Annotated in this window: 15 protein-coding genes; 7 read left to right on the top strand and 8 right to left on the bottom strand. The window is 68.4% G+C overall.

Annotated features, from left to right (window positions below; all coding sequences use genetic code 11):
- The first annotated feature begins 187 nt into the window (after positions 1-187).
- The 3 genes from H6844_12140 to H6844_12130 are packed head-to-tail and all read left to right on the top strand — an operon-like array spanning position 188 to position 3,767.
- Complete coding sequence (locus tag H6844_12140) at positions 188-2,812, top strand: ABC transporter ATP-binding protein (protein ID MCB9930148.1); 2,625 nt, start codon at positions 188-190, stop codon at positions 2,810-2,812.
- A gap of 20 nt (positions 2,813-2,832) precedes the next feature.
- Positions 2,833-3,279 carry a cyclic nucleotide-binding domain-containing protein gene (locus tag H6844_12135; GenBank protein MCB9930147.1) on the top strand — a complete coding sequence of 149 codons (447 nt, stop codon included), beginning with the start codon at positions 2,833-2,835 and terminating at the stop codon, positions 3,277-3,279.
- Positions 3,276-3,767 carry a hypothetical protein gene (locus H6844_12130; GenBank protein ID MCB9930146.1) on the top strand — a complete coding sequence of 164 codons (492 nt, stop codon included), beginning with the start codon at positions 3,276-3,278 and terminating at the stop codon, positions 3,765-3,767. Before H6844_12135 ends, H6844_12130 begins: the two co-directional genes overlap by 4 nt.
- A gap of 155 nt (positions 3,768-3,922) precedes the next feature.
- On the opposite strand, the gene H6844_12125 is transcribed toward H6844_12130, so the two are convergent.
- Entirely contained in the window at positions 3,923-5,503 is a 1,581-nt protein-coding gene (locus H6844_12125) for an exodeoxyribonuclease VII large subunit (GenBank protein ID MCB9930145.1), read from the bottom strand.
- 60 nt (positions 5,504-5,563) lie between these two features.
- On the opposite strand from H6844_12125, the gene purD reads away from it, so the two are divergent.
- From purD to H6844_12110, 3 genes are all read left to right on the top strand, one after another.
- A complete protein-coding gene (purD, locus tag H6844_12120) occupies positions 5,564-6,883 on the top strand; it encodes a phosphoribosylamine--glycine ligase (protein ID MCB9930144.1) in 1,320 nt (439 codons plus the stop codon).
- The gene (locus H6844_12115) at positions 6,880-7,455 is read left to right on the top strand and encodes a metallophosphoesterase family protein (protein MCB9930143.1); all 576 of its coding nucleotides are present in this window, start codon (positions 6,880-6,882) and stop codon (positions 7,453-7,455) included. Before purD ends, H6844_12115 begins: the two co-directional genes overlap by 4 nt.
- A gap of 183 nt (positions 7,456-7,638) precedes the next feature.
- Positions 7,639-8,577 (top strand): TIGR03619 family F420-dependent LLM class oxidoreductase, encoded by a 939-nt coding sequence (locus tag H6844_12110; GenBank protein ID MCB9930142.1) that lies wholly within the window; start codon positions 7,639-7,641, stop codon positions 8,575-8,577.
- 182 nt (positions 8,578-8,759) lie between these two features.
- Here H6844_12110 and H6844_12105 read toward each other — a convergent pair whose 3' ends face one another.
- From H6844_12105 to H6844_12090, 4 genes are all read right to left on the bottom strand, one after another.
- Positions 8,760-10,331 (bottom strand): acyl-CoA carboxylase, encoded by a 1,572-nt coding sequence (locus H6844_12105; GenBank protein MCB9930141.1) that lies wholly within the window; start codon positions 10,329-10,331, stop codon positions 8,760-8,762.
- Between the two features lie 468 nt (positions 10,332-10,799).
- Entirely contained in the window at positions 10,800-11,939 is a 1,140-nt protein-coding gene (locus H6844_12100; protein ID MCB9930140.1) for an FAD-binding oxidoreductase, read from the bottom strand.
- Positions 11,936-12,577: a glutathione S-transferase family protein gene (locus H6844_12095; GenBank protein MCB9930139.1), complete on the bottom strand. Its 642-nt coding sequence runs from the start codon at positions 12,575-12,577 to the stop codon at positions 11,936-11,938. The genes H6844_12100 and H6844_12095 overlap by 4 nt, the downstream gene beginning before the upstream one ends.
- 85 nt (positions 12,578-12,662) lie before the next feature.
- The gene (locus tag H6844_12090) at positions 12,663-13,778 is read right to left on the bottom strand and encodes an NADH:flavin oxidoreductase/NADH oxidase (protein ID MCB9930138.1); all 1,116 of its coding nucleotides are present in this window, start codon (positions 13,776-13,778) and stop codon (positions 12,663-12,665) included.
- A 108-nt stretch (positions 13,779-13,886) separates the two neighbouring features.
- On the opposite strand from H6844_12090, the gene H6844_12085 reads away from it, so the two are divergent.
- Positions 13,887-14,753 (top strand): isocitrate lyase/PEP mutase family protein, encoded by an 867-nt coding sequence (locus H6844_12085; GenBank protein ID MCB9930137.1) that lies wholly within the window; start codon positions 13,887-13,889, stop codon positions 14,751-14,753.
- 114 nt (positions 14,754-14,867) lie between these two features.
- Here H6844_12085 and H6844_12080 read toward each other — a convergent pair whose 3' ends face one another.
- The 3 genes from H6844_12080 to H6844_12070 form a co-directional block, all read right to left on the bottom strand.
- Complete coding sequence (locus H6844_12080) at positions 14,868-15,683, bottom strand: OmpA family protein (GenBank protein MCB9930136.1); 816 nt, start codon at positions 15,681-15,683, stop codon at positions 14,868-14,870.
- A gap of 186 nt (positions 15,684-15,869) precedes the next feature.
- The gene (locus tag H6844_12075) at positions 15,870-17,351 is read right to left on the bottom strand and encodes a hypothetical protein (protein MCB9930135.1); all 1,482 of its coding nucleotides are present in this window, start codon (positions 17,349-17,351) and stop codon (positions 15,870-15,872) included.
- Positions 17,333-18,124 (bottom strand): creatininase family protein, encoded by a 792-nt coding sequence (locus H6844_12070; protein MCB9930134.1) that lies wholly within the window; start codon positions 18,122-18,124, stop codon positions 17,333-17,335. The genes H6844_12075 and H6844_12070 overlap by 19 nt, the downstream gene beginning before the upstream one ends.
- Positions 18,125-18,305 lie beyond the last annotated feature (181 nt).

Here is an 18,305-nt window from a genome sequence, read left to right as displayed (position 1 = left end):
TTCGGCCGGACCCTTTGGGGGCAATCTTCCGAGCCCTTCACTCCGTACCGAGCGGCACGCTACCACGCACGCATCACATCTTAAACATGGGCTAAAGGCGGAGTTCGGCCAAGTGATTGTTAGTCGCGGGGATTTCGGGTAAGTTCGAGATTGGCTCCCGGCCGCGCCTTTGTGCCAAGAGTTACCGATGAAGCAAACCCTGTTCGGCTATATCTTTGCCTACAGTAAGCGCCAGCAGATCATTTTGATCGTGCTGACATTTGCCGCATTTCCGTTCATTTACTTTCAGGCGGAGTTGCCGAAGCGCATCGTCAACGGGGCCATTCAGGGGCGGCCCGCCGATTTTCCAAAGGAATTCTATGGCTACGAGTTCGAGCACTTGCCGTATCTGTTCGTTTTGTGCGGCCTGTTTCTCCTGCTTGTCCTCATCAATGGCGGCTTCAAATACGTTCTCAATGTGATGAAAGGGCGGTTGGGCGAGCGCATGCTGCGCCGGCTGCGCTATATCCTGTACGAGCGCATTCTGCGCTTTCCCCTGCCGCACTTCCGCCGGGTCAGCCAGGGCGAGTTGATCCCCATGGTGACGCAGGAGGTGGAGCCGCTGGGCGGCTTTTTCGGCGATGCGCTGGCGCTGCCGCTCTACCAGGGCGGCATCCTGGTGACCCTGCTGGTGTTCATCCTGATGCAGGACCCTTGGCTCGGTCTGGCGGCGGTGGCGCTGTTCCCCATCCAGGGCGTGCTGGTGCCCAGGCTCCAGAAAAAGGTCAACCAGCTGGCCAAGCAGCGGGTGCAGAACATCCGCATCCTCTCGGACCAGTTGGGGGAAAGCATCAGCGGCATATCCGAAATTCACACCAATGACAGCAGCCAGTATCAGTTGTCGCGATTTTCCCATCGCCTGGGAATTATCTATGAAATCCGGTACGAAATTTTCCGGAGAAAATTTTTTATTAAATTTTTCAACAATTTCTTGGCGCAATTCACGCCGTTCCTATTCTATTCGCTGGGCGGGTATCTGGCGATCACGGGCAATCTGAGCGTCGGTGCGCTGATCGCCGTCATCAGTGCCCACAAGGACATGAACGCGCCCTGGAAGGAATTGCTGGCCTATTACCAGCAGCTGGCCGACGCCCGGATCAAATACGATACCGTCATCCAGCAGTTCGACCCACCGGGCATGATGGAGCCGGATCTGCATGCCACGGACGACATTCCGCCGTCGCCGTTTCCGGGCGAGGCGCAGATCGCCCTGCGCCATGTCGGGCTCGCCGACGACGACGGCACGGTCTACCTGCACAATGTCAATCTGGCCTTCGGCCTGGACCAGCGGGTCGCCTTTGTCGGCCCCAGCGGCGGCGGCAAGGAGGAGATCGCGCCGCTGCTGGTGCGTCTGATCGCGCCGACATCGGGCCGCATCCAGTATGGCGACGACGACCTGGGAACGATACCGGAGGCGCGGCTCGGCCGGCGCATCGGCTATGTTTCGGCCCAGCCCTATCTGTTTTCCGCCAGCATCCGCGAAAACCTGCTGCTGGCGCTGCGCACGCACCCGCCGGCGGAGGTCGACGAGAGCCGCCGCGCCTGGATCGCCGAGGCGGAGACGGCCGGCAACAGCATCTTCAATCTGAGCGGCGACTGGATCCATTACGAAGGCGCCGGCCTCGACGGCAGTGCCGACGACCTGCAACGGCGCCTGCGCCAGTCGGTCAAGGACGCCCTGCTGGCCGACGACATTTACGAGTTCGGCCTGCGCGGCCGCATCGACGGTGACGCCCATCCGCATCTGGTGGAATCCCTGCTCGAGGTGCGGGCCGCCTTCCGCGAACGGGTGGCCGCCAGCGGGGCCGGCGCCCTGATCGAACCCTTCGATCCCGAGCGGTACAACCGGAACGCCACCTTTGCCGAAAACCTGCTGTTCGGCACCCCGGTCGGAACCACGTTCGACCTGGAGAATCTGGGCGAACATCCCTATGTGCGAGAGACGCTGGACCGGGTCGGATTGACCGACGATGTCGTCCGGATCGGCCGCAAGGTGGCGGAAACCATGGTGGAACTGTTCGCCGACATCGAACCGGGACACGAATTGATGGAGCAGTTCAGCTTCATCGCCGCAGAGGACCTGCCGGAATTTCAGGCGCTGCTGGGACGGATCGACCGCGGTGGCCGGGGCCTTGCCGGGTTGGGCGAGGAAGACCGCAGCCGGCTGATGTCGCTGCCGTTCCGCCTGATCCCCGCGCGCCACCGTCTGGACCTGCTCGACGACTCGCTGGAAGAACGCCTTCTGGAAGCCCGCCACTCCTTCGCCGAACACCTGCCGGAAGATCTGAAAGGGGCCGTGGCCTTCTTCGATCCGGAACGGTACAATAGCGCGGCTTCGATTCAGGACAATATTCTGTTCGGAAAGGTCGCTTATGGACAACCTCAGGGAGCGGCGAAGGTGCGGGCTCTGGTCGGTGAGGTCTTGAACGAGTCCGGCCTGCACGATTCGATCCTGGATGTCGGGCTCGAATATCATGTCGGCGTCGCCGGCGGCCGGCTGTCGGCCGTGCAGCGGCAGAAACTCGCCTTTGCCCGCGCGCTGGCCAAGCAACCGGACCTGCTGGTGGTCAACCAGGCGCTGTCCGTGTTCGACGAGTCGATGCGCGGCAAGGTGTTTGCCAGTATCCTGGAAGCCCAGGCGCCGCGCGGCGTGGTCGCCGTGCTGGATCAGCCGGACCAGGCACAGGCCATGCAACGCATCTTCACCATCGAGGGCGGCCGGGTCGAAGCCGAATCGGCGGGGGCCGCTCCAATCACCAAGGCCGCGGAATAGCGGGAAGTCGGGAGAATCCCATGTCGCTGAACCAGGAAGTCGATGCGTTGCGCCGTCTCCCGCTGTTCCAGCGGATCGAGCCGCGCCGGCTGAAACTGCTGGCCTTCACCAGTGAGCGCATGGTGTTCCCGGCCGGCGAGGACATTGTCCGGCAGGGGGACCCGGGGGATTCCGCCTATATCGTATTGGCGGGCGAGGCCGACGTGTTCGTCGCCTCCGCCAGTGGCGAGCTGAAGGTGGCGACACTCGGCTGCAATGACATTATCGGTGAAATCGCGATCCTGATCGACATCCCGCGCACCGCGACCGTGCGGGCCGCAAGCGATCTCACCACGCTGCGCATTTCCAAGGAGCATTTTTTCCGGCTGGTGACCGAAGTGCCGGAAATGGGAATTGAAATCATGAAAGAACTGGCCCGCCGGCTGGAGAAAACCACCGCCGACCTGCGCGAAGCGCGGGCGGCATGAGCCGGCTCGACAGCTTTATCCGCCGCATGCAAGCCCAGCGCGCCTGTCTCGACCGGGCCGCGGCGCTGATTGCGGATGTTCCCGGCCCGGTGCTGGAACTCGGCCTTGGCAACGGACGCACCTACGACCATCTGCGCGAGATCCTGCCCGACCGGCGCATTTTCGTGTTCGAGCGGCTGGTGCAGGCCCACCCCTCCTGCATCCCGCCGGACGATGACCTGTTCCTCGGCGATTTCCGCGAGACGCTGCCGACCGCGGCCGCGCGCATCGGCGCGAAGGCGGCGCTGGTGCACGCCGATTTCGGCCAGGGCGGTGCCGCCAGTATCGCCGCCATGGCGCAGTTCCTGGCGGAGACGCTGGCGACGCTGACGGCGCCGGGCGCCGTCATCGTCTCCGACCAGCCGATCGACGGCGAAGGTTGGGAAAGCCTGCCGCTTCCCGAGGGCATCAATCTCCGCCGCTACTTCATGCAGCGCGTACCGCGCTGATCCTCGGCGGTCGTGCAAGCTCCGCACCCACCGCCCGCTTCACCGCAGGACGCCTTCCCCCTGACCTTTCATCCCGAGTAGGCGCATAACGCCGTATCGAGGGTGGCGGCGATGGGTGGGGCAGGGGTGTGGGGCGCAGCCACCCGGTCTCGGTCTCAGAGCAGATTGCCCTGGCGGGTGTCTCCCGGCTGGGGCGGTCGCTTTGACTTGCGTTTGGCCGGTTTCGGCTCCGGCTCGGCGGTGGGCGCGTCGCCCTGGATCACCGCCGCGCGTGTCTGGTTCTCGCGGAATTGCAGCGTCACGGCGAGGCCGGGCGTCGCGTCGGCGGCGTCGGTGATCGGACCCTCCGGTCCGCGCACCAGCACGAAGCCCCGGTCCAGCACCCGCTCGTAGGAATAGGACTCCAGCAGCGCGCCCGCATGGACCAGCCGCCGCTCCGCATCGTCCAGCGCGCGGGCGGTCGCCCGCGGCAGCCGCCGGGCGGCGTCGACGCGCGCCAGGGCATGGTCCGCGCCGCGCACCGCCTGTTCCGCCGCCCGGTCCAGCGCCCGGCCCTGCGCTGTCAGCGACTGGGCGTGCAGCGCCAGGATTTCCCGCGGATGCCGCAGCCGGGCCGCCGTGGCGCGGAGCGTCTGCGCCGCCCCGACCAACTGTCCGCGCAACGCCAGCGCCAGGCGCTCCGCCTGGTCGTCGACCCGTTGCGCCGCCTGTTCCACCAGATCGCCCGGCGCCGGCAGGCCGCGGGCCGCGCCTTGCAGCCGCAGGCCGCGCTCCTCCAGCCCCCGCAGCGCGCTGCCGGTCAGGCGGCGGTCGAGGTCGCCGATCCGCAACAGCAGGTCGCTCAGCACCGGCACCGCGTGCTCGGCGGCGGCGGTGGGGGTGGGGGCGCGCCGGTCGGCGGCGTGGTCGATCAGCGTCGTGTCGGTCTCGTGCCCGACGGCGGAAATCAGCGGGATCGCCGAATCCGCGGCCGCGCGCACGACGATTTCCTCGTTGAAGGCCCAGAGGTCCTCCAGCGAGCCGCCGCCGCGCGCCACGATCAGCACGTCCGGCCGTGGCAGCGCCGCGTCGCCGGGCGCGAGCGCGTTGAAGCCGCGGATCGCCGCCGCCACCTGCGCCGCCGCCGCCTCGCCCTGCACCGCCACCGGCCAGAGCAGCACCCGGCGCGGGAAGCGGTCGCGCAGCCGGTGCAGGATGTCGCGAATCACCGCGCCGGTGGGCGAGGTGACGACGCCGATCACGCCGGGCAGGAAGGGCAGGGGCCGTTTGCGCTCGGCCGCGAACAGGCCTTCCGCCGCCAGCGCCCGGCGCCGGTCCTCCAGCAGTTTCAGCAGCGCGCCTTCGCCCGCCAACTCCATCTGCTCCACCACGATCTGGTAGGTGGAGCGGCCGGGATAGCCGGTGATCTTGCCGGTGGCGATCACCTCCAGCCCGTCTTGCGGCGCCACGCCCAGCCGGCCGGCCGCACCGCGCCAGCAGACCGCGTCCAGCACGGCGTCTTCGTCTTTCAGCCGGAAATACAGATGGCCGGAGCCGGCGCGTTTGAAGCCGGTGATCTCGCCGCGCACGCGCACACGGCCGAACTCGCCCTCCAGCAGGCCGCGAATGGCCCGCGCCAGCTCCCCAACCGAGAATTCCGGCTGGTTCGAGGGCGCAGCAGGGGGCTCCGGCGGCCGGGAGGGTGCCGAAAAGTCGAGGCCCGGTTCAGCGGGCGGTGGTGTATGGTTGGTCGTCATCGCGGCGGATGCTACAAGACCCGCCTCGATTGTGACAGATGCCAAGCGGAGAATTCCGGCGTGAAGTTTCTAGTGATCGGCAGCGGCGGCCGCGAGCACGCGCTTTGCTGGGCCATCGCGGCCTCTCCCCTCTGCGATGGGCTCTGGTGCGCCCCCGGCAATGCCGGCATCGCCCGCGAGGCTAGCTGCCTGCCGGACCTGGCCGCCGACGACCTGGACGGCATTCTCGCCTTTGCCAAGGCCAACGCCGTCGATCTGGTCGTGGTCGGCCCGGAAGCGCCGCTCTGCGCCGGCCTGGTGGACCGGCTGGAGGCCGCCGGCGTCAAGGCGTTCGGCCCCAGCGCCGCCGCGGCGCAGATCGAGGGCTCCAAGGGCTTCATGAAAGACCTTTGCGCCAAATACGGCGTGCCGACCGCCAAATACCGCCGCTTCCGCGATCCCGTCATGGCCAAGGCCTATGTGGCGCAGCAGCCGGGCCGTGTCGTCGTCAAGGCCGACGGGCTGGCCGCCGGCAAGGGCGTGCTGCTGCCGGAAACCCGGGCCGAGGCGGTGGCCGCCATCGACCTCGCCATGATCAAGGGCGAGTTCGGCACCGCCGGCCAGGAAGTGGTGGTCGAGGAGTTCATGGAAGGCGAGGAGGCCAGCTTCTTTGCCCTGGTGGACGGCACGACCGCCGTGCCCTTCGGCACCGCCCGCGACCACAAGCGGGTCGGCGACGGCGACACCGGGCCGAACACCGGCGGCATGGGCGCCTATTCTCCCGCCCCCATGGTCGACGAGGCCATGAGCGAGCGCGTCATGCGCGAGATCATCAACCCGGTGGTGGAGGGGATGGCCAAGGAAGGCGCCCCGTATAAGGGTGTGCTCTATGCCGGCCTGATGCTGACCGCCGACGGGCCGAAGGTGATCGAGTTCAACTGCCGCCTGGGCGATCCGGAGGCGCAGGTGCTGCTGCCGCGCCTGCAATCGGACCTGATCCCGGCCATGTTCGCCGCCCGCGACGGTGTGCTCGACCAGTTCGACCTGCGCTGGTACGACGAGGCCGCGGTGTGCGTGGTCATGGCCGCGAACGGCTATCCCGGCGCCTATCGGAAGGGCACGGAAATCCGCGGCCTCGGCATTCTGTCGGAGGTGTGGGACGTGATCGTCTTCCACGCCGGCACGGCCATGGACGAGGGCCGGGTGCTGGCGACCGGCGGCCGGGTGCTGGGCGTGACCGGCCTCGGGCCCTCGATCCCAGAGGCGGCCGCCCGCGCCTACAGCGCCATCGACCGGATCGACTGGCCGGACGGGTTCTGCCGCCGCGACATCGCCGGCCGCGAGACCGGCACCCCGGAGGCCGGCACCCCGGAGGCCGACACCCCGGAGAAGGCCGGGTGAAAATCGGCATTGTCTCCGACATCCACGGCAATATGGCGGGGCTGCAAAAGGCCGTCGACCTGATGGGCGCGGTGGACGAGTTGTTGTGCCTCGGCGACAGCATCTACGACTATCGCTTTTCCAACGAGGTGATCGGCTGGCTGCGCGAGCACGAGATTCCGACCATTCTCGGCAACCACGAATGGGGGTTTCTCGGCCCCCAGGGCGAGCGGGCGCGGGCCGCGGCCTGGGTCGACCAGGATCTGGTGGCCTGGCTGGAAGCGCAGCCCTACCGGATGGAGTTGGAGCGCTGCGGCCAGCGCATCCTCATGGTACATTCGACGCCGTGGGAGCCCTATGGCGACTATGTCCTGCCCGGCTCCCGCGACCTGCGGCGCTTCGGCGAGGCCGGTGCTGACATCGTCCTCTACGGCCACACCCACCAGCAGGTGGCGGAGCGTTTCGGCGACGTGCTGGTGGTCAACCCCGGCTCCGCCGGCGACGCCCGCGACACCCGCAACGGCCGCCAATTGTCGTGCGCGGTGCTGGACTTGGCCGCCGGCGATGTCAGGATCATCGACTACACGGTGTAAGGCCGACGCGGGCCCTTCGGTCGCCCGCCTCTCGTTTCACCCCGAGTGGGCGCAACGCGCCGTATCGAGGGGCGGGCGCCTGCGTGTCCCTCGATACGCGCCTGCGGCGCCACTCGGGATGAAGCGGGCTAGAGAAGGGGCGCTGACCGGCGTCGCCCACCAACCAACGGAAGGAAACCGCCCATGGCCAGCCTGGAGCAGTTCGGCCTCGATGTCGGCATTTACGGGCCGCTCGCCCAGCCGGAGACCATCACCACGCTCGCGCAATTCGCCGAGAGCGCCGGATTCGAGTCGATCTGGCTCGCCGACCATGTGGTGTTCCCGACGGCGTTCGCCTCGCAATACCCGTTCAGCGCCGACGGCCGCTTTCCCGCCCCCACCGCCGACCCGTTGCTGGAGCCGATCGCGGCCATGGGCGTGCTGGCGGGCGCGACCAGCCGCGTGAAGATCGGCACGGCGGTCCTCATCATTCCGTATCGCAACCCGGTGCTGCTGGCGCGCATGCTCATCACCATCGACCAGTTCTCCGGCGGCCGGGTGATCCTGGGCGCCGGCGTCGGCTGGCTGCGCGAGGAGTTCGAGGTGCTGGATACCGCCGACTTCGCACTGCGCGGCAAGGCGACGGACGAGTATCTGGAAATCTTCAAGGCCATGAGTGCCGGCGGCGCCGTTGCCTATGAGGGCGAGACCTACCGCTTCCCGCCGGTGCATTCGGTGCCGGGCTCGGTGCAGCGACCGCATCCGCCGGTGCTGATCGGCGGCGTCTCCAACCCGGCGCTGCGCCGGGTCGCCCGCAATGACGGCTGGCTCGCCGTCGCCCTCGGCCGCAACGAAATGCCGGAGCGGCTGGCGGCGTTGCAGCGCATCTGCGCGGAGCAGGGGCGGCGTTTCGACGATCTGCAACGGGTCTACAAAATCTTCATCGCCCCCGGCGAGCCGAAGGTCGGCCCATTCGGCACGCGCGACATGGGCAGCGGCTCCGAGGCCCAGATCGTCGACGACCTGAAAGCCATCCTGGATGCCGGCTTCCAGAAGATCATCGTCCGCTATCGCGGCGACAGCGCCGCCGCACAGATGGAGCAGATGGACCGCTTCGCCGACGCCATCGTGCCGAAGCTCTGAGGGGCCTTCGACTGCCCCGCCGACCGGCATCCTTGCGAGGCGCTGCCTTCCACGACGGCGTCATTGCGAGGCGCCCGTAGGGCAACGAAGCAATCCAGGCAACGCCGCCTTTCGCTCTGCCGCCTGGCTGGATTGCTTCGCCTGCGGCTCGCAATGGCGATTGGACGAAAACCCGCACCTCCTCAGATCGGCGAGATCGACCGGCGTTTCGGCGGCCCCTTGAACGGCCGCCGGGCCGGCAGGGAGGCCAGCGCGCGGATGAACACCTCCCGCGTTTCCGCCGGGTCGATGATGTCGTCGATGCCGAACCCCTCGGCGGCGTGGCGGGCGCCGATGCGGGCGCGGGTCTCGTCGATCAGTTCCTGCCGCCGCGCCATCGGGTCCGGCGCGGTCTCGTAGTCGCGGCGGAAGGCGACATCCACCGCGCCTTCCACCGACATGGCGCAGATTTCCGCCGTCGGCCAGGCGAAGGCGTAGTCGGCGTCGAAGCTGCGGCCGCCGCCCATGGCGATATAGCCGGCGCCATAGCCCTTGCGCAGCGACAGCGACAGGCGCGGCACCGTCACATGCGCCATCTCGAACAGCAGCCGGCCGCTGCGCCGGGCCATTCCCGTCGCTTCCGCCGCCGAGCCGATGGCGAAGCCCGGAATGTCGATCAGGGTGATGAGCGGCAGGCCATAGGCATCGGCCAGCGCCACGAAGCGCGCCGCCTTCTCGCAGGCCTTGGCATCGAGCATGCCGCCCAGATGGCGCGGATTGTTCGCCACGATCGCCACCGGCCGGCCTGCCAGCCGCGCGAAGCCAGTGACGATGTTGCGCGCATAGGTCGGCTTCAGTTCGAAACGGCTGCCGCCGTCGACCAGGCCGTCGATGACCTTGCGCACGTCATAGGTCTGGCGCTGGTCCGCCGGTACCAGGTCGTAGAGCGCGTCCGGCGCGTTCGGCGGTTCGACCGCTTCGGCCAGCGGCGGCGGCTCGGCGGAGTTCGACGGCAGGTAGGAGAGGAAGCGGCGCACCGCGTCCAGCACTTCGGCTTCCGTTTCCACCGCCAGGTCGGCAATGCCGTACTTGTCGGCCTGGAGCTTGGCGCCGCCCAGCGCCTCCTTGTCGATGGTCTCGCCGATGCCGGCCTTGACCAGGGCCGGCCCGGCCATGCCCATCTGCGAGCCGCCGCGCACCATGACGACGAAATCGGCAAGGCTCGCATAGTTGGAGGGGCCGGCAAAGCCCGCGCCCATCACGGCCACCGCCATCGGCGTCCAGCCGGAATTCATGCCCAGCAGGTGAAATACCCGGCTGCCGGCCGCGAAATGGCGGGAGTTCTGACCGTCCTGGATGCGATGGCCGCCGCCTTCGACCAGCATGACCAGCGGCAGGCCGGCCTCGGTCGCGCGCTCGATGGCGCGGTTGTTCTTGGCACTGCCGGCCACGCCGACCGAGCCGCCATGCACCGTGAAATCGTGGGCGACAACCACGACCGGCCGCCCGCCGACCCGGCCCGCGCCAGTGACAATGCCGTCCGCCGGTGCCGTCAGCCCCTGGTTCCAGGGGTTGTCGTGATGCGGCGCGGCGAGGCCGCCGGTCTCCAGAAAGCTGCCGGCGTCCAGCAGGCCGTCGATCCGCTGCCGGGCGGAGAGCTTGCCGTCGCGCGTGCGTTTCGCCATCGCCTCCGGGCGCTGCTTGTCGAGGGTGGTGGCCTTGGCGGCGGCGATGCCGGCGGCGCGGTCGCGCGCGGTCGGGGGCGTTGGGGACATGAGGGCGTTTCCAGATAGGAGGATCGGTTGCCGGCAAGCGTAGTGGCATCGGCCGCCGGATGGAAACACCGCACGCGAGTCAAGGCTGCCGTTCTCCGTCTCGGCCATCTGCCGTCGTCGCTTTCCCCTTTTCTTCGCTTTCCCGGCCGCAGGGCCGGGATCTCTCGCCGGGGAGGGGCGCAACCGCTGGAGCGTGCCCCGGCCGGAGGTCCCGGATACCGGCTCCGCCGGTTCCGGGAGAGCTCGAATGGGGCGGGGTCATGCTGGTTTTGAGCTGCGGTTCGCAAGGTTGCGTCTGCGTTTGCGCTACCCCCTCTTCATCGCTTTCCCGGCCGCAGGGCCGGGATCTCCCGCCGGGGAGGGGCGCAACCGCTGGAGCGTGGCCCGGCCGGAGGTCCCGGATACCGGCTTCGCCAGTTCCGGGAAAGGTCGAATGGGGGCGCTTTCGCTTGGCGTGCGCGCCCGCGCTCACCCCTTGGCGAACAGCCGCTCCGGTGCCAGCGCGGCGGCGGTCAGGCCGAGGCCGCGCACCGCTTCGGGCAGGTCCTCGCCCTCGACCAGGGCCGCCGCCGCGGCGCCGAGCCCCGGCGCGGTCTGGATGCCGTAGCCGCCCTGGCCGCAAAGCCAGAAAAAGCCCTCTTGGGCGGGGGCATAGCCCGCGACCGGCGTCTTGTCGGCGACGAAGCTGCGCAGGCCGGCCCAACTGTGCTTGATCGCCCGGATTTCCAGCGTGCTCGCGGCCTGGATGCGGTCGGCGCCCAGCGCGATGTCCATCTCCTCCGGATAGGCGTCGTGCGGCTCCACCGGCGTCTCGTCGGCGGGGGAGCCCAGCAACAGGCCGGCGTCGGGCTTGAAATACCACTGCTCGTCCACGTCGACGGTCAGCGGCCAGTTTCTGCTGTCCATGGAGGCCGGCGGTTCGAACAGAAACGCCGTGCGCCGCTTCGGCACGCAGCCGACCGGCCGGCAACCCGCCATTCGCCCGATGGTATCGGCCCAGGCGCCGGCGGCGTTCACAACGATCGGCGCCGAGAACTCGCCCGCACCGGTGCGCACGCGCCACTGACCGCCCGAGCGCTCCAGCGCCTGCACCTCGGCATTGACCACCACCTCGCCCCCCTGCGCGCGCAGACCGCGCAGGAAGCCCTGGTGTAGCGCGTCCACGTCGATGTCGCGTGCGTTCGGCTCCCAGCCGGCGCAGGCGACATAGTCCGGGCGCAGGGCAGGGGAGATCGCCCGCGCCTCGGCCGCGTCCAGCAGGCGCACCGACGGCACCAGCGCCTGGCCTTCCTTCACCGCGGCTTCCACCGCCGCGCTCTGGTCGGCCCGGCCGACGAACAGGGCGCCGCGGGGCGAGAGCAGCGGGTGGTCGGCAAAGCCTGCCGGCGGGTTGTCGTAGAACGCCTCGCCGGCGATTGTGAGCGCGCAGATGGCCGGGTTGCCGTAGGCCTGGCTGTAGAGCGCGGCGGAGCGGCCGGTGGTGTGATAGCCACACCGCTCCTCGCGCTCCAGCAGCACGACCCTCCGACCTCGGCCGGCCAGGAAATACCCGGCCGAGGCGCCGGCCATGCCGCCGCCGATGATGACGATGTCGGCGGTTCGGCTCATCCGTTCATCTTTGCCATGTCGGCCTTGGCCAGTTGCCCGACCTTCTTGAACGCCGGCCGGCCAAAACAGCGGTCGAGCCAGGCGGCCACATTCTGATGCGGTGCCCAGTCCAGCCTGGCCATCTGTCCCCAATGCAGGACGCTGGCGACGTTAAGGTCGGCCACGGTGAACCGGTCGCCGACCAGCCAGTCCCGGCCGGCCAGGGCGCGGTCGAGCACGCCGAGCGGCCCTTCCAGCGCCGCGCGCTGCTCCGCCACCTTCGCCGGATCCTTGGCGTAGCCCATGATGCCGAGCGTGTGGAACAGGGCGCCGATCAGCGGCTTTTCGCACTCGCCCATGACCCAGTGCGCCCACTGGTCGGCGCGCGCCCGGTCGGCGGCGCTGTCCGGCTGCAGGCTGCCCTGGCCATAGGCATCGGCAAGATAGGTGTTGATCGCCATCGACTCGAACAGGGTCAGGTCGCCGTCGACCATCGCCGGCAGCTTGCCGTTCGGGTTGACCGCCAGATAGGCGGGCGCCTTGTGCTCGCCTTTGGCCATGTTCACGTCTTTCTTGACGTAGTCGATGCCCAGTTCTTCGACGGCCCAATAGTTCCGGGCGGCGCGGGTGACGGCGGCACCGTAGAGGGTAACGGTCATTGCTGCGGACTCCTGTGCAACGGGAAGGCGGCAACGTTACCGCCGTCCTCCCGTTGCTGAGAAGAGACAATCGTGCGACGGCGCCCTATTCGGCCGCTTTGGCCTCCGCCTCCGGGAAGGCCTGGATCCATTTGGTCGGGTCGGCGCGGCCGTATTGCGGCGCATAGGCGGTGCCGGCGCCCAGTTCGAACGCCGCCCGCCAGGGCCAGCGCGGCTCATAGAGAATGCCGCGGGCCATGGCGATCATGTCCACCTCGCCGGAGGCCACCAGGCGTTCCGCCAGCCGCGGGTCGCGGATCATGCCGACGGCCATGGTCGGCAGGCCGCTGGCGGCCTTGATCTGCGCCGCATAGCCGGCCTGATAGCCGGGCGAGAGCGGCGGGCGCACCAGGCTGTTGCCGCCGCCGGAGACATCCAGGAAATCGCAGCCTTCCGCCGCCAGCGCCTTGGCAAAGACCATGGCGTCCTCGACGTGCAGGCCCTCGTCGTCCCAATCGGTGCCGTTCAGGCGCACGCCCAGCGGCTTGTCGTCCGGCCAGGCGGCGCGCATGGCCTGGAACAGCTCCATCGGGAATTTGATGCGGTTGGCAATGTCGCCGCCATAGGCGTCGTTGCGCTTGTTGGCGATGGGCGAGAGGAACTCGCTCACCAGATAGCCGTGGGCGCCGTGCAGCTCGACCACGTCCAGGCCGATGCGCGCCGCCCGCTCGGTCGAGGCGACCGCGGCGGCGATGACCGCGTCCATCAGCGCCCGGTCCATGGCAACCGGCGTGTGCCAGCCCTCGCCGAACGGCACCGCCGACGGCGCGACGGTCTCCCAGGCGCCATCTTCCGGCTTCAGCGGCGCACCGCCCACCTGCGGCGGATAGGTGGAGGCCTTGCGGCCGGCATGGCCCAGCTGAACGCCGATGGGCATGGCGGAATATTTCCGGGCAATGTCGACCGAACGCTTCAGGGCCGCCTCGTTCGCATCGGAATAGAGGCCGACGCAGCCGGGCGAGATGCGGCCGCGCGCCTCGACGCCGGTCGCCTCGATGATGAACAGGCCGGCGCCCGACTGGGTCATGCTGCCGAAATGGATGGTGTGCCAGTCGCTGGCCGAGCCATCGACCGCGGAATACATGCACATCGGCGCGATGACGATGCGGTTGGGCAGCGTCACGCTGCGCAGTTCGAGGGGCTGGAACAGGGCGCTTGCCATGGGAAAAGCCTCTTTTCGGTCTGTTCGGTTCGAATTGTGATGCGATAGGCTCTTAGCCCACCCCCGGCGCCGGGAAAAGCGTCGGTCGCGAAAAAGGAGTTTTGCTCAATGACAAGCCTTCGCCCGCTGCTGGCCACCGGCCAGCCCATTTGTGCGCCGCTGGTGCTCAACCCGATGATGGCGATGATGGCCGACAAGGCCGGTTTCGACGCGCTCTATCTGGGCGGCGGTGCCACCGGCTATGCCAAGGCGCTGCTCGAAGCGAACCTGAACGTTTCCGAGATGTGCGCCGCCGGCACCGAGATCGCCGCCGTGACCACGCGGCCGCTGATCCTCGACGGCGCCACGGGCTTCGGCGATCCGATGCACATGCACCGCACCATCCCCATGGTCGAGACCGCTGGCTTCGCCGCCATCGAGATCGAGGACCAACTGATCCCGAAGCGCGCCCACCACCATATCGGTGTCGAGCGCATGATCGCGCCGGACCTGATGGCGGCGAAGGTGGCCGAGGCGTGCGCGGCGCGGCGGTCCGACGACTTCGTCATCATCGCCCGCACCAACGCGGTGCGGAACACCGGCATCGAGGATGCGATCCACCGCCTGGAACTCTACAAGAAGGCGGGGGCGGATGTGCTGCTGGCGAGCCCGCGCAATGCGGAGGAGGCCCGTTTCCTGGGCGAGCGCCTGCCGGCGCCGTTGATGCATCTCTGCTCGCCCGGCGGCCTCGCCGCCATCGGCCTGTCGAAGCAGGAAATGGCGGACCTGGGCTGGAAAATCCTGGCCGACCCCGGCACGGGCCTGTTCGCCGCCTATGAGACCTGGCGCAATCTCTATGCCGAACTGGCGGGCGATTTCAAAATCACCTCCCGCCCGCACACCGACTGGCGCGAGTTGGAGCACGAGATGCACGCGGCCATCGACCTGCCGAAGCTGATCGCGGTGGAAAAGCGCACGGTGGAGAAAGACGGCTGACGCGCTTCCCGTTTCGCAGCCCTTCGGCTGCTGCCAAACAAGAACGGCCCGCCCTTCGGTCTGAAGGGCGGGCCGCGCTTTTGAAGAGCCGGTCTGGCTCCGCGGATTGAAGTCTTACTTCAGGACGCGGATTTCGACACGGCGGTTCTTCGGCTCGCGCACACCGTCGGCGGTCGGCACGGCCAGATCGGCCTCACCGGTCGCGCTGACATTGATGCGGCTGCTGTCGATGCCGAGCGAGTTCAGGATGTCGACCACCGACTGGGCACGCTTGGCCGACAGGCCCAGGTTGTACTGTGCCGGGCCGCTGGTGTCCGTGTGGCCGCTGACCACGACCGCGCCGTTGGACATCGCAGCAGCGCTGGCGGCAGCGGCTTCGACCGTGGCCTTCTCGTCCATCGGAACGTTCGACCGGTCAAAGCCGAAATAGATCGTCCACGGACCCATGGCCATCGGCTTGCCGATGCCGGCCATGCCGTCCTCGTACATCTTCTTGCAGGCGGCGATGTCGTCCATCTGGAAGCCTTCCTCGGCTTCCTGCATCCAGCAGTCGAAGCCGGCGACCGCCATGGCGGCGGCTTCCGGATAGCTCGCGGCGGCGCCACCGTTCAGCGCATCCATCAGCGAGGCCCGCGCCGGGCTCAGCTCGGTCAGGAATTTCTCGTCGAGCATGCGCTCGGCCAGTTCCTGCGGGCCCTGCGGCGCGCCATCGGCCGCGGCCAGCGCCTTGCCGCTGAAGAAGTTGGCGTCGGTCCAGTCTTCCTCACGACGCTCGCTATCCGCCAGCATCATGTAGTTTTTGAACAACGCCTGCGAATAGCTGTCGCCCGTCGGGGTGGCTTGCTTCGCCGTATCGTAAAGGTTGGCGCACGCGCTGAGGCTCAGGCCCAACACCGCGACGAGAACTGGTGTCTTCAAGTTTGACAGCATGGGAGGCCCATTCTCCTACGATTTTAGGTTCCGCGCTTTCCGGTATCGATTGGCTCTCCCGAGGGCTCCCCCGATTGGCCTATCAACCCATACCCATTGCCTCGCGGCACTGACCACGCGACTTACACCATTTCCGTGTACTAAACATTCGAGGCTTTGAAAAGCCTGTTAATTATCGGACGTGTGCTACTTGGGGATAGTATCGGGGCGCAACCCAAGGGAAGCCGCCACTTCCGGTGGCAGGGCAGGGGGCCGGAACCCGGGTGGGGGGGATAGTATCCACTGGCGTAGACGGGCACTGGCTTCCGAATTGGAATAGATAAGTTTGCCCTTTTGCTCCCCGATGCCAAGTTGCTGCCATAATCCAGCCAAATTGAAGAAGGTGGGCAATTCGTGCCGGTGCACGAAATCCGCCAGTTCGGACCCGCCCATGGCCCGGTCGTACAGGCGCACCAACGCCCCGGTTTCCGCGGTTTGCGTCGCGTTGCCGGCCCGCGTGAGGCCCGCGCGTACCGCATCCGCAAGCGAGCGGCGGCCCTGGGTCCGCTCTGCCACCGCCACGTTGGTTGCAAGTAAGGCGAGCGCGCCACTCCAATAGGGATTGGATCGCCGCAATCCGCCACTGGCGAGACCGTGTGCGCCGCGCGGCATGCCCTGCCACCACTCTTTCCACACCGCGTCCGCGGCATAGAGGCCGGCAAAATGCCGCAGCAATGGCTCCACATAGGTGGCCATGCCCTCCATCAGCCAGCGGCCGTCGCGGCCCAGGTCCGGTTGCGCCAGATGCATCAACTCGTGCGTCAGGATCCAATCCCGGCGGTAGAGCGTGTCCAGATCGACGCCCCGGCCGACATCCAGTTGCAGCGTCGCCCCGCCACCGCCGCGCGAACGACCGAACACCACCTTGTTGGCGTCGCCCGTCGGCACGATCGCGACCAGCAGCCGGTCGGTGGCGAAGCCCTGCCAGTAGGCCGCGGCGAGGTCCGCGAAATACCGGACCCAGCGCACCAGCGCGGCTTCGCCCGGTGCGAAGTCCGACGCGGCCGCGTGGATGGTGATGACCGCCGGCCGGCCATGGCGGCCCGGCACCGTGATCGTCGCGCCGGGGCGGGTCGAGAACACCGTGTAGCCGGCAAACGCGAGTCCGCCGGCGGTGAGCCGGAACGTCCGGCCGTCGTCCGCCCCATCGGCCGGAGCCAGCGCATGCAGCGCTAGCAGGCCCGGCGGCAGCCGCAATTTCAGAAGCAGCGCCGCGTTTGCGGCCGTCGGCTCCGGCATGCCCAGCCAGGTGTCGAGCGGGGCCATCAACGTGTCGTCGGTCAGCACCAGGTCGCGGCTTTCGCCGCCCGCGCGCACCCGGCGGCTCAGGTCGACGGTGTAGCGCAGCCCGCCGGCGCCGGTGCGCCAGCCATAGGACGTTGGCTCCGCCGGTCGTCCGTCCAGGGTCCGGACCCTGTCCACCGCCGCCCGATCCTCCGGCGCGAAGTCCAGTTCGGCGATGTCCGGCCGGCACTCCGCCTCGATGTCGAGCGACAGATTGGCGGGCTTGCCCTTCGCGGTCACGCTATAGGTGCAGGCTGGCGCGGCCGTCGCCACGGTCTCCGCCGCCATCGCGATGGCCGGCGCCGCCAACGCCAGCGCCAGCGCGGTTAGCCAGCCGAACCGCATGTCGCCCCCGCTGCCAGGGCCGCCGGGAACCATTGCCGGAGGCCGGCCTCCAGATCGGCGAGAATTGCCGCCAGGATGGCCTCGCCCTTGGCCAAGGTCGCCCGTTGCGGCTCCCCGGACGTGCCGGTCGGCCAGCGGTCGGGCAGAGGGGCGGCGGCATCGCTGCGAAAGCGAATCGGCCGGCGAAACCCCGGCGGGGATGGCATATCCGGCTCGCCATAGGCGGGGGCTTTGGCGAATCGCACCAGCGCCGGCGCGAGCGCCAGCATCAGCGATGTCTCCGCCTCGTCGGCATGGCCGCCGCCCCGTTGTCGCATCAATCCCGCCGCCGCCTTGCCCAGCAGGCGCAGGTCGGCGATGGCCGGCCGCACGCCGGTTTCGTCGAACACGTTCTGCACGGCCAAGCCCAGTGGCGCCTCGGTGGAAACGCCGGTGTTGAGCAGCACCAGATGTTCGGCGCCCTGGGCGACGAAGCCGCGCAGCACGTCCTCGACCACGGCGACGAAGGTCTCGGCCCGCAAGTGCTGGCTGCCGGCAAAGCCACGGAAGACCGGGTAATAGCCCAGGGTCAGTGTGGGGGCGACCAGCACCGGCAGCCGCGCCGCGAGTCGGCGGGCCAGGGCGTCGGCGACGATGGCGTCGGTGCCCATCGGCAGGTGCGGCCCGTGCTCTTTTGCGGCCGCGCCGACTGGCACGATCACCGGCGCTGCCAGCCAGGGCTCGACCTCCGGCCAGGTCAGGTCCGAGAGAATGGCGCCTTTCGGTTCGGTCATGGCTCGATCCCGTCTCCGGACACCGGTCGATCCCGCGGATCCGGCCCGCCCGGTTCACGCGACGGTGAGAATGGCGGGTCCGGTGGCTCATATTTTGTGAACCCGCTGGAATTTCGGCATAACATGGCCGTGAGATCACGGCCTCGTGACTCGCAGTTCATCGCCAAAGCCAACTTTTATC

It is taken from the genome of Alphaproteobacteria bacterium (assembly GCA_020638555.1).
GTDB lineage: Bacteria > Pseudomonadota > Alphaproteobacteria > Bin95 > Bin95 > JACKII01.
This window is presented reverse-complemented; position numbering and strand designations above follow the sequence as displayed.

What these genes read in the sequence shown, in the direction of transcription:
- H6844_12140 (MCB9930148.1), top strand. Translation starts at nt 188, where the DNA reads ATGAAGCAAACCCTGTTCGGCTATATCTTTGCCTACAGTAAGCGCCAG.
- H6844_12135 (MCB9930147.1), top strand. Translation starts at nt 2,833, where the DNA reads ATGTCGCTGAACCAGGAAGTCGATGCGTTGCGCCGTCTCCCGCTGTTC.
- H6844_12130 (MCB9930146.1), top strand. Translation starts at nt 3,276, where the DNA reads ATGAGCCGGCTCGACAGCTTTATCCGCCGCATGCAAGCCCAGCGCGCC.
- H6844_12125 (MCB9930145.1), bottom strand. Translation starts at nt 5,503, where the DNA reads ATGACGACCAACCATACACCACCGCCCGCTGAACCGGGCCTCGACTTT.
- H6844_12110 (MCB9930142.1), top strand. Translation starts at nt 7,639, where the DNA reads ATGGCCAGCCTGGAGCAGTTCGGCCTCGATGTCGGCATTTACGGGCCG.
- H6844_12105 (MCB9930141.1), bottom strand. Translation starts at nt 10,331, where the DNA reads ATGTCCCCAACGCCCCCGACCGCGCGCGACCGCGCCGCCGGCATCGCC.
- H6844_12100 (MCB9930140.1), bottom strand. Translation starts at nt 11,939, where the DNA reads ATGAGCCGAACCGCCGACATCGTCATCATCGGCGGCGGCATGGCCGGC.
- H6844_12095 (MCB9930139.1), bottom strand. Translation starts at nt 12,577, where the DNA reads ATGACCGTTACCCTCTACGGTGCCGCCGTCACCCGCGCCGCCCGGAAC.
- H6844_12090 (MCB9930138.1), bottom strand. Translation starts at nt 13,778, where the DNA reads ATGGCAAGCGCCCTGTTCCAGCCCCTCGAACTGCGCAGCGTGACGCTG.
- H6844_12085 (MCB9930137.1), top strand. Translation starts at nt 13,887, where the DNA reads ATGACAAGCCTTCGCCCGCTGCTGGCCACCGGCCAGCCCATTTGTGCG.
- H6844_12080 (MCB9930136.1), bottom strand. Translation starts at nt 15,683, where the DNA reads ATGCTGTCAAACTTGAAGACACCAGTTCTCGTCGCGGTGTTGGGCCTG.
- H6844_12075 (MCB9930135.1), bottom strand. Translation starts at nt 17,351, where the DNA reads ATGCGGTTCGGCTGGCTAACCGCGCTGGCGCTGGCGTTGGCGGCGCCG.
- H6844_12070 (MCB9930134.1), bottom strand. Translation starts at nt 18,124, where the DNA reads ATGACCGAACCGAAAGGCGCCATTCTCTCGGACCTGACCTGGCCGGAG.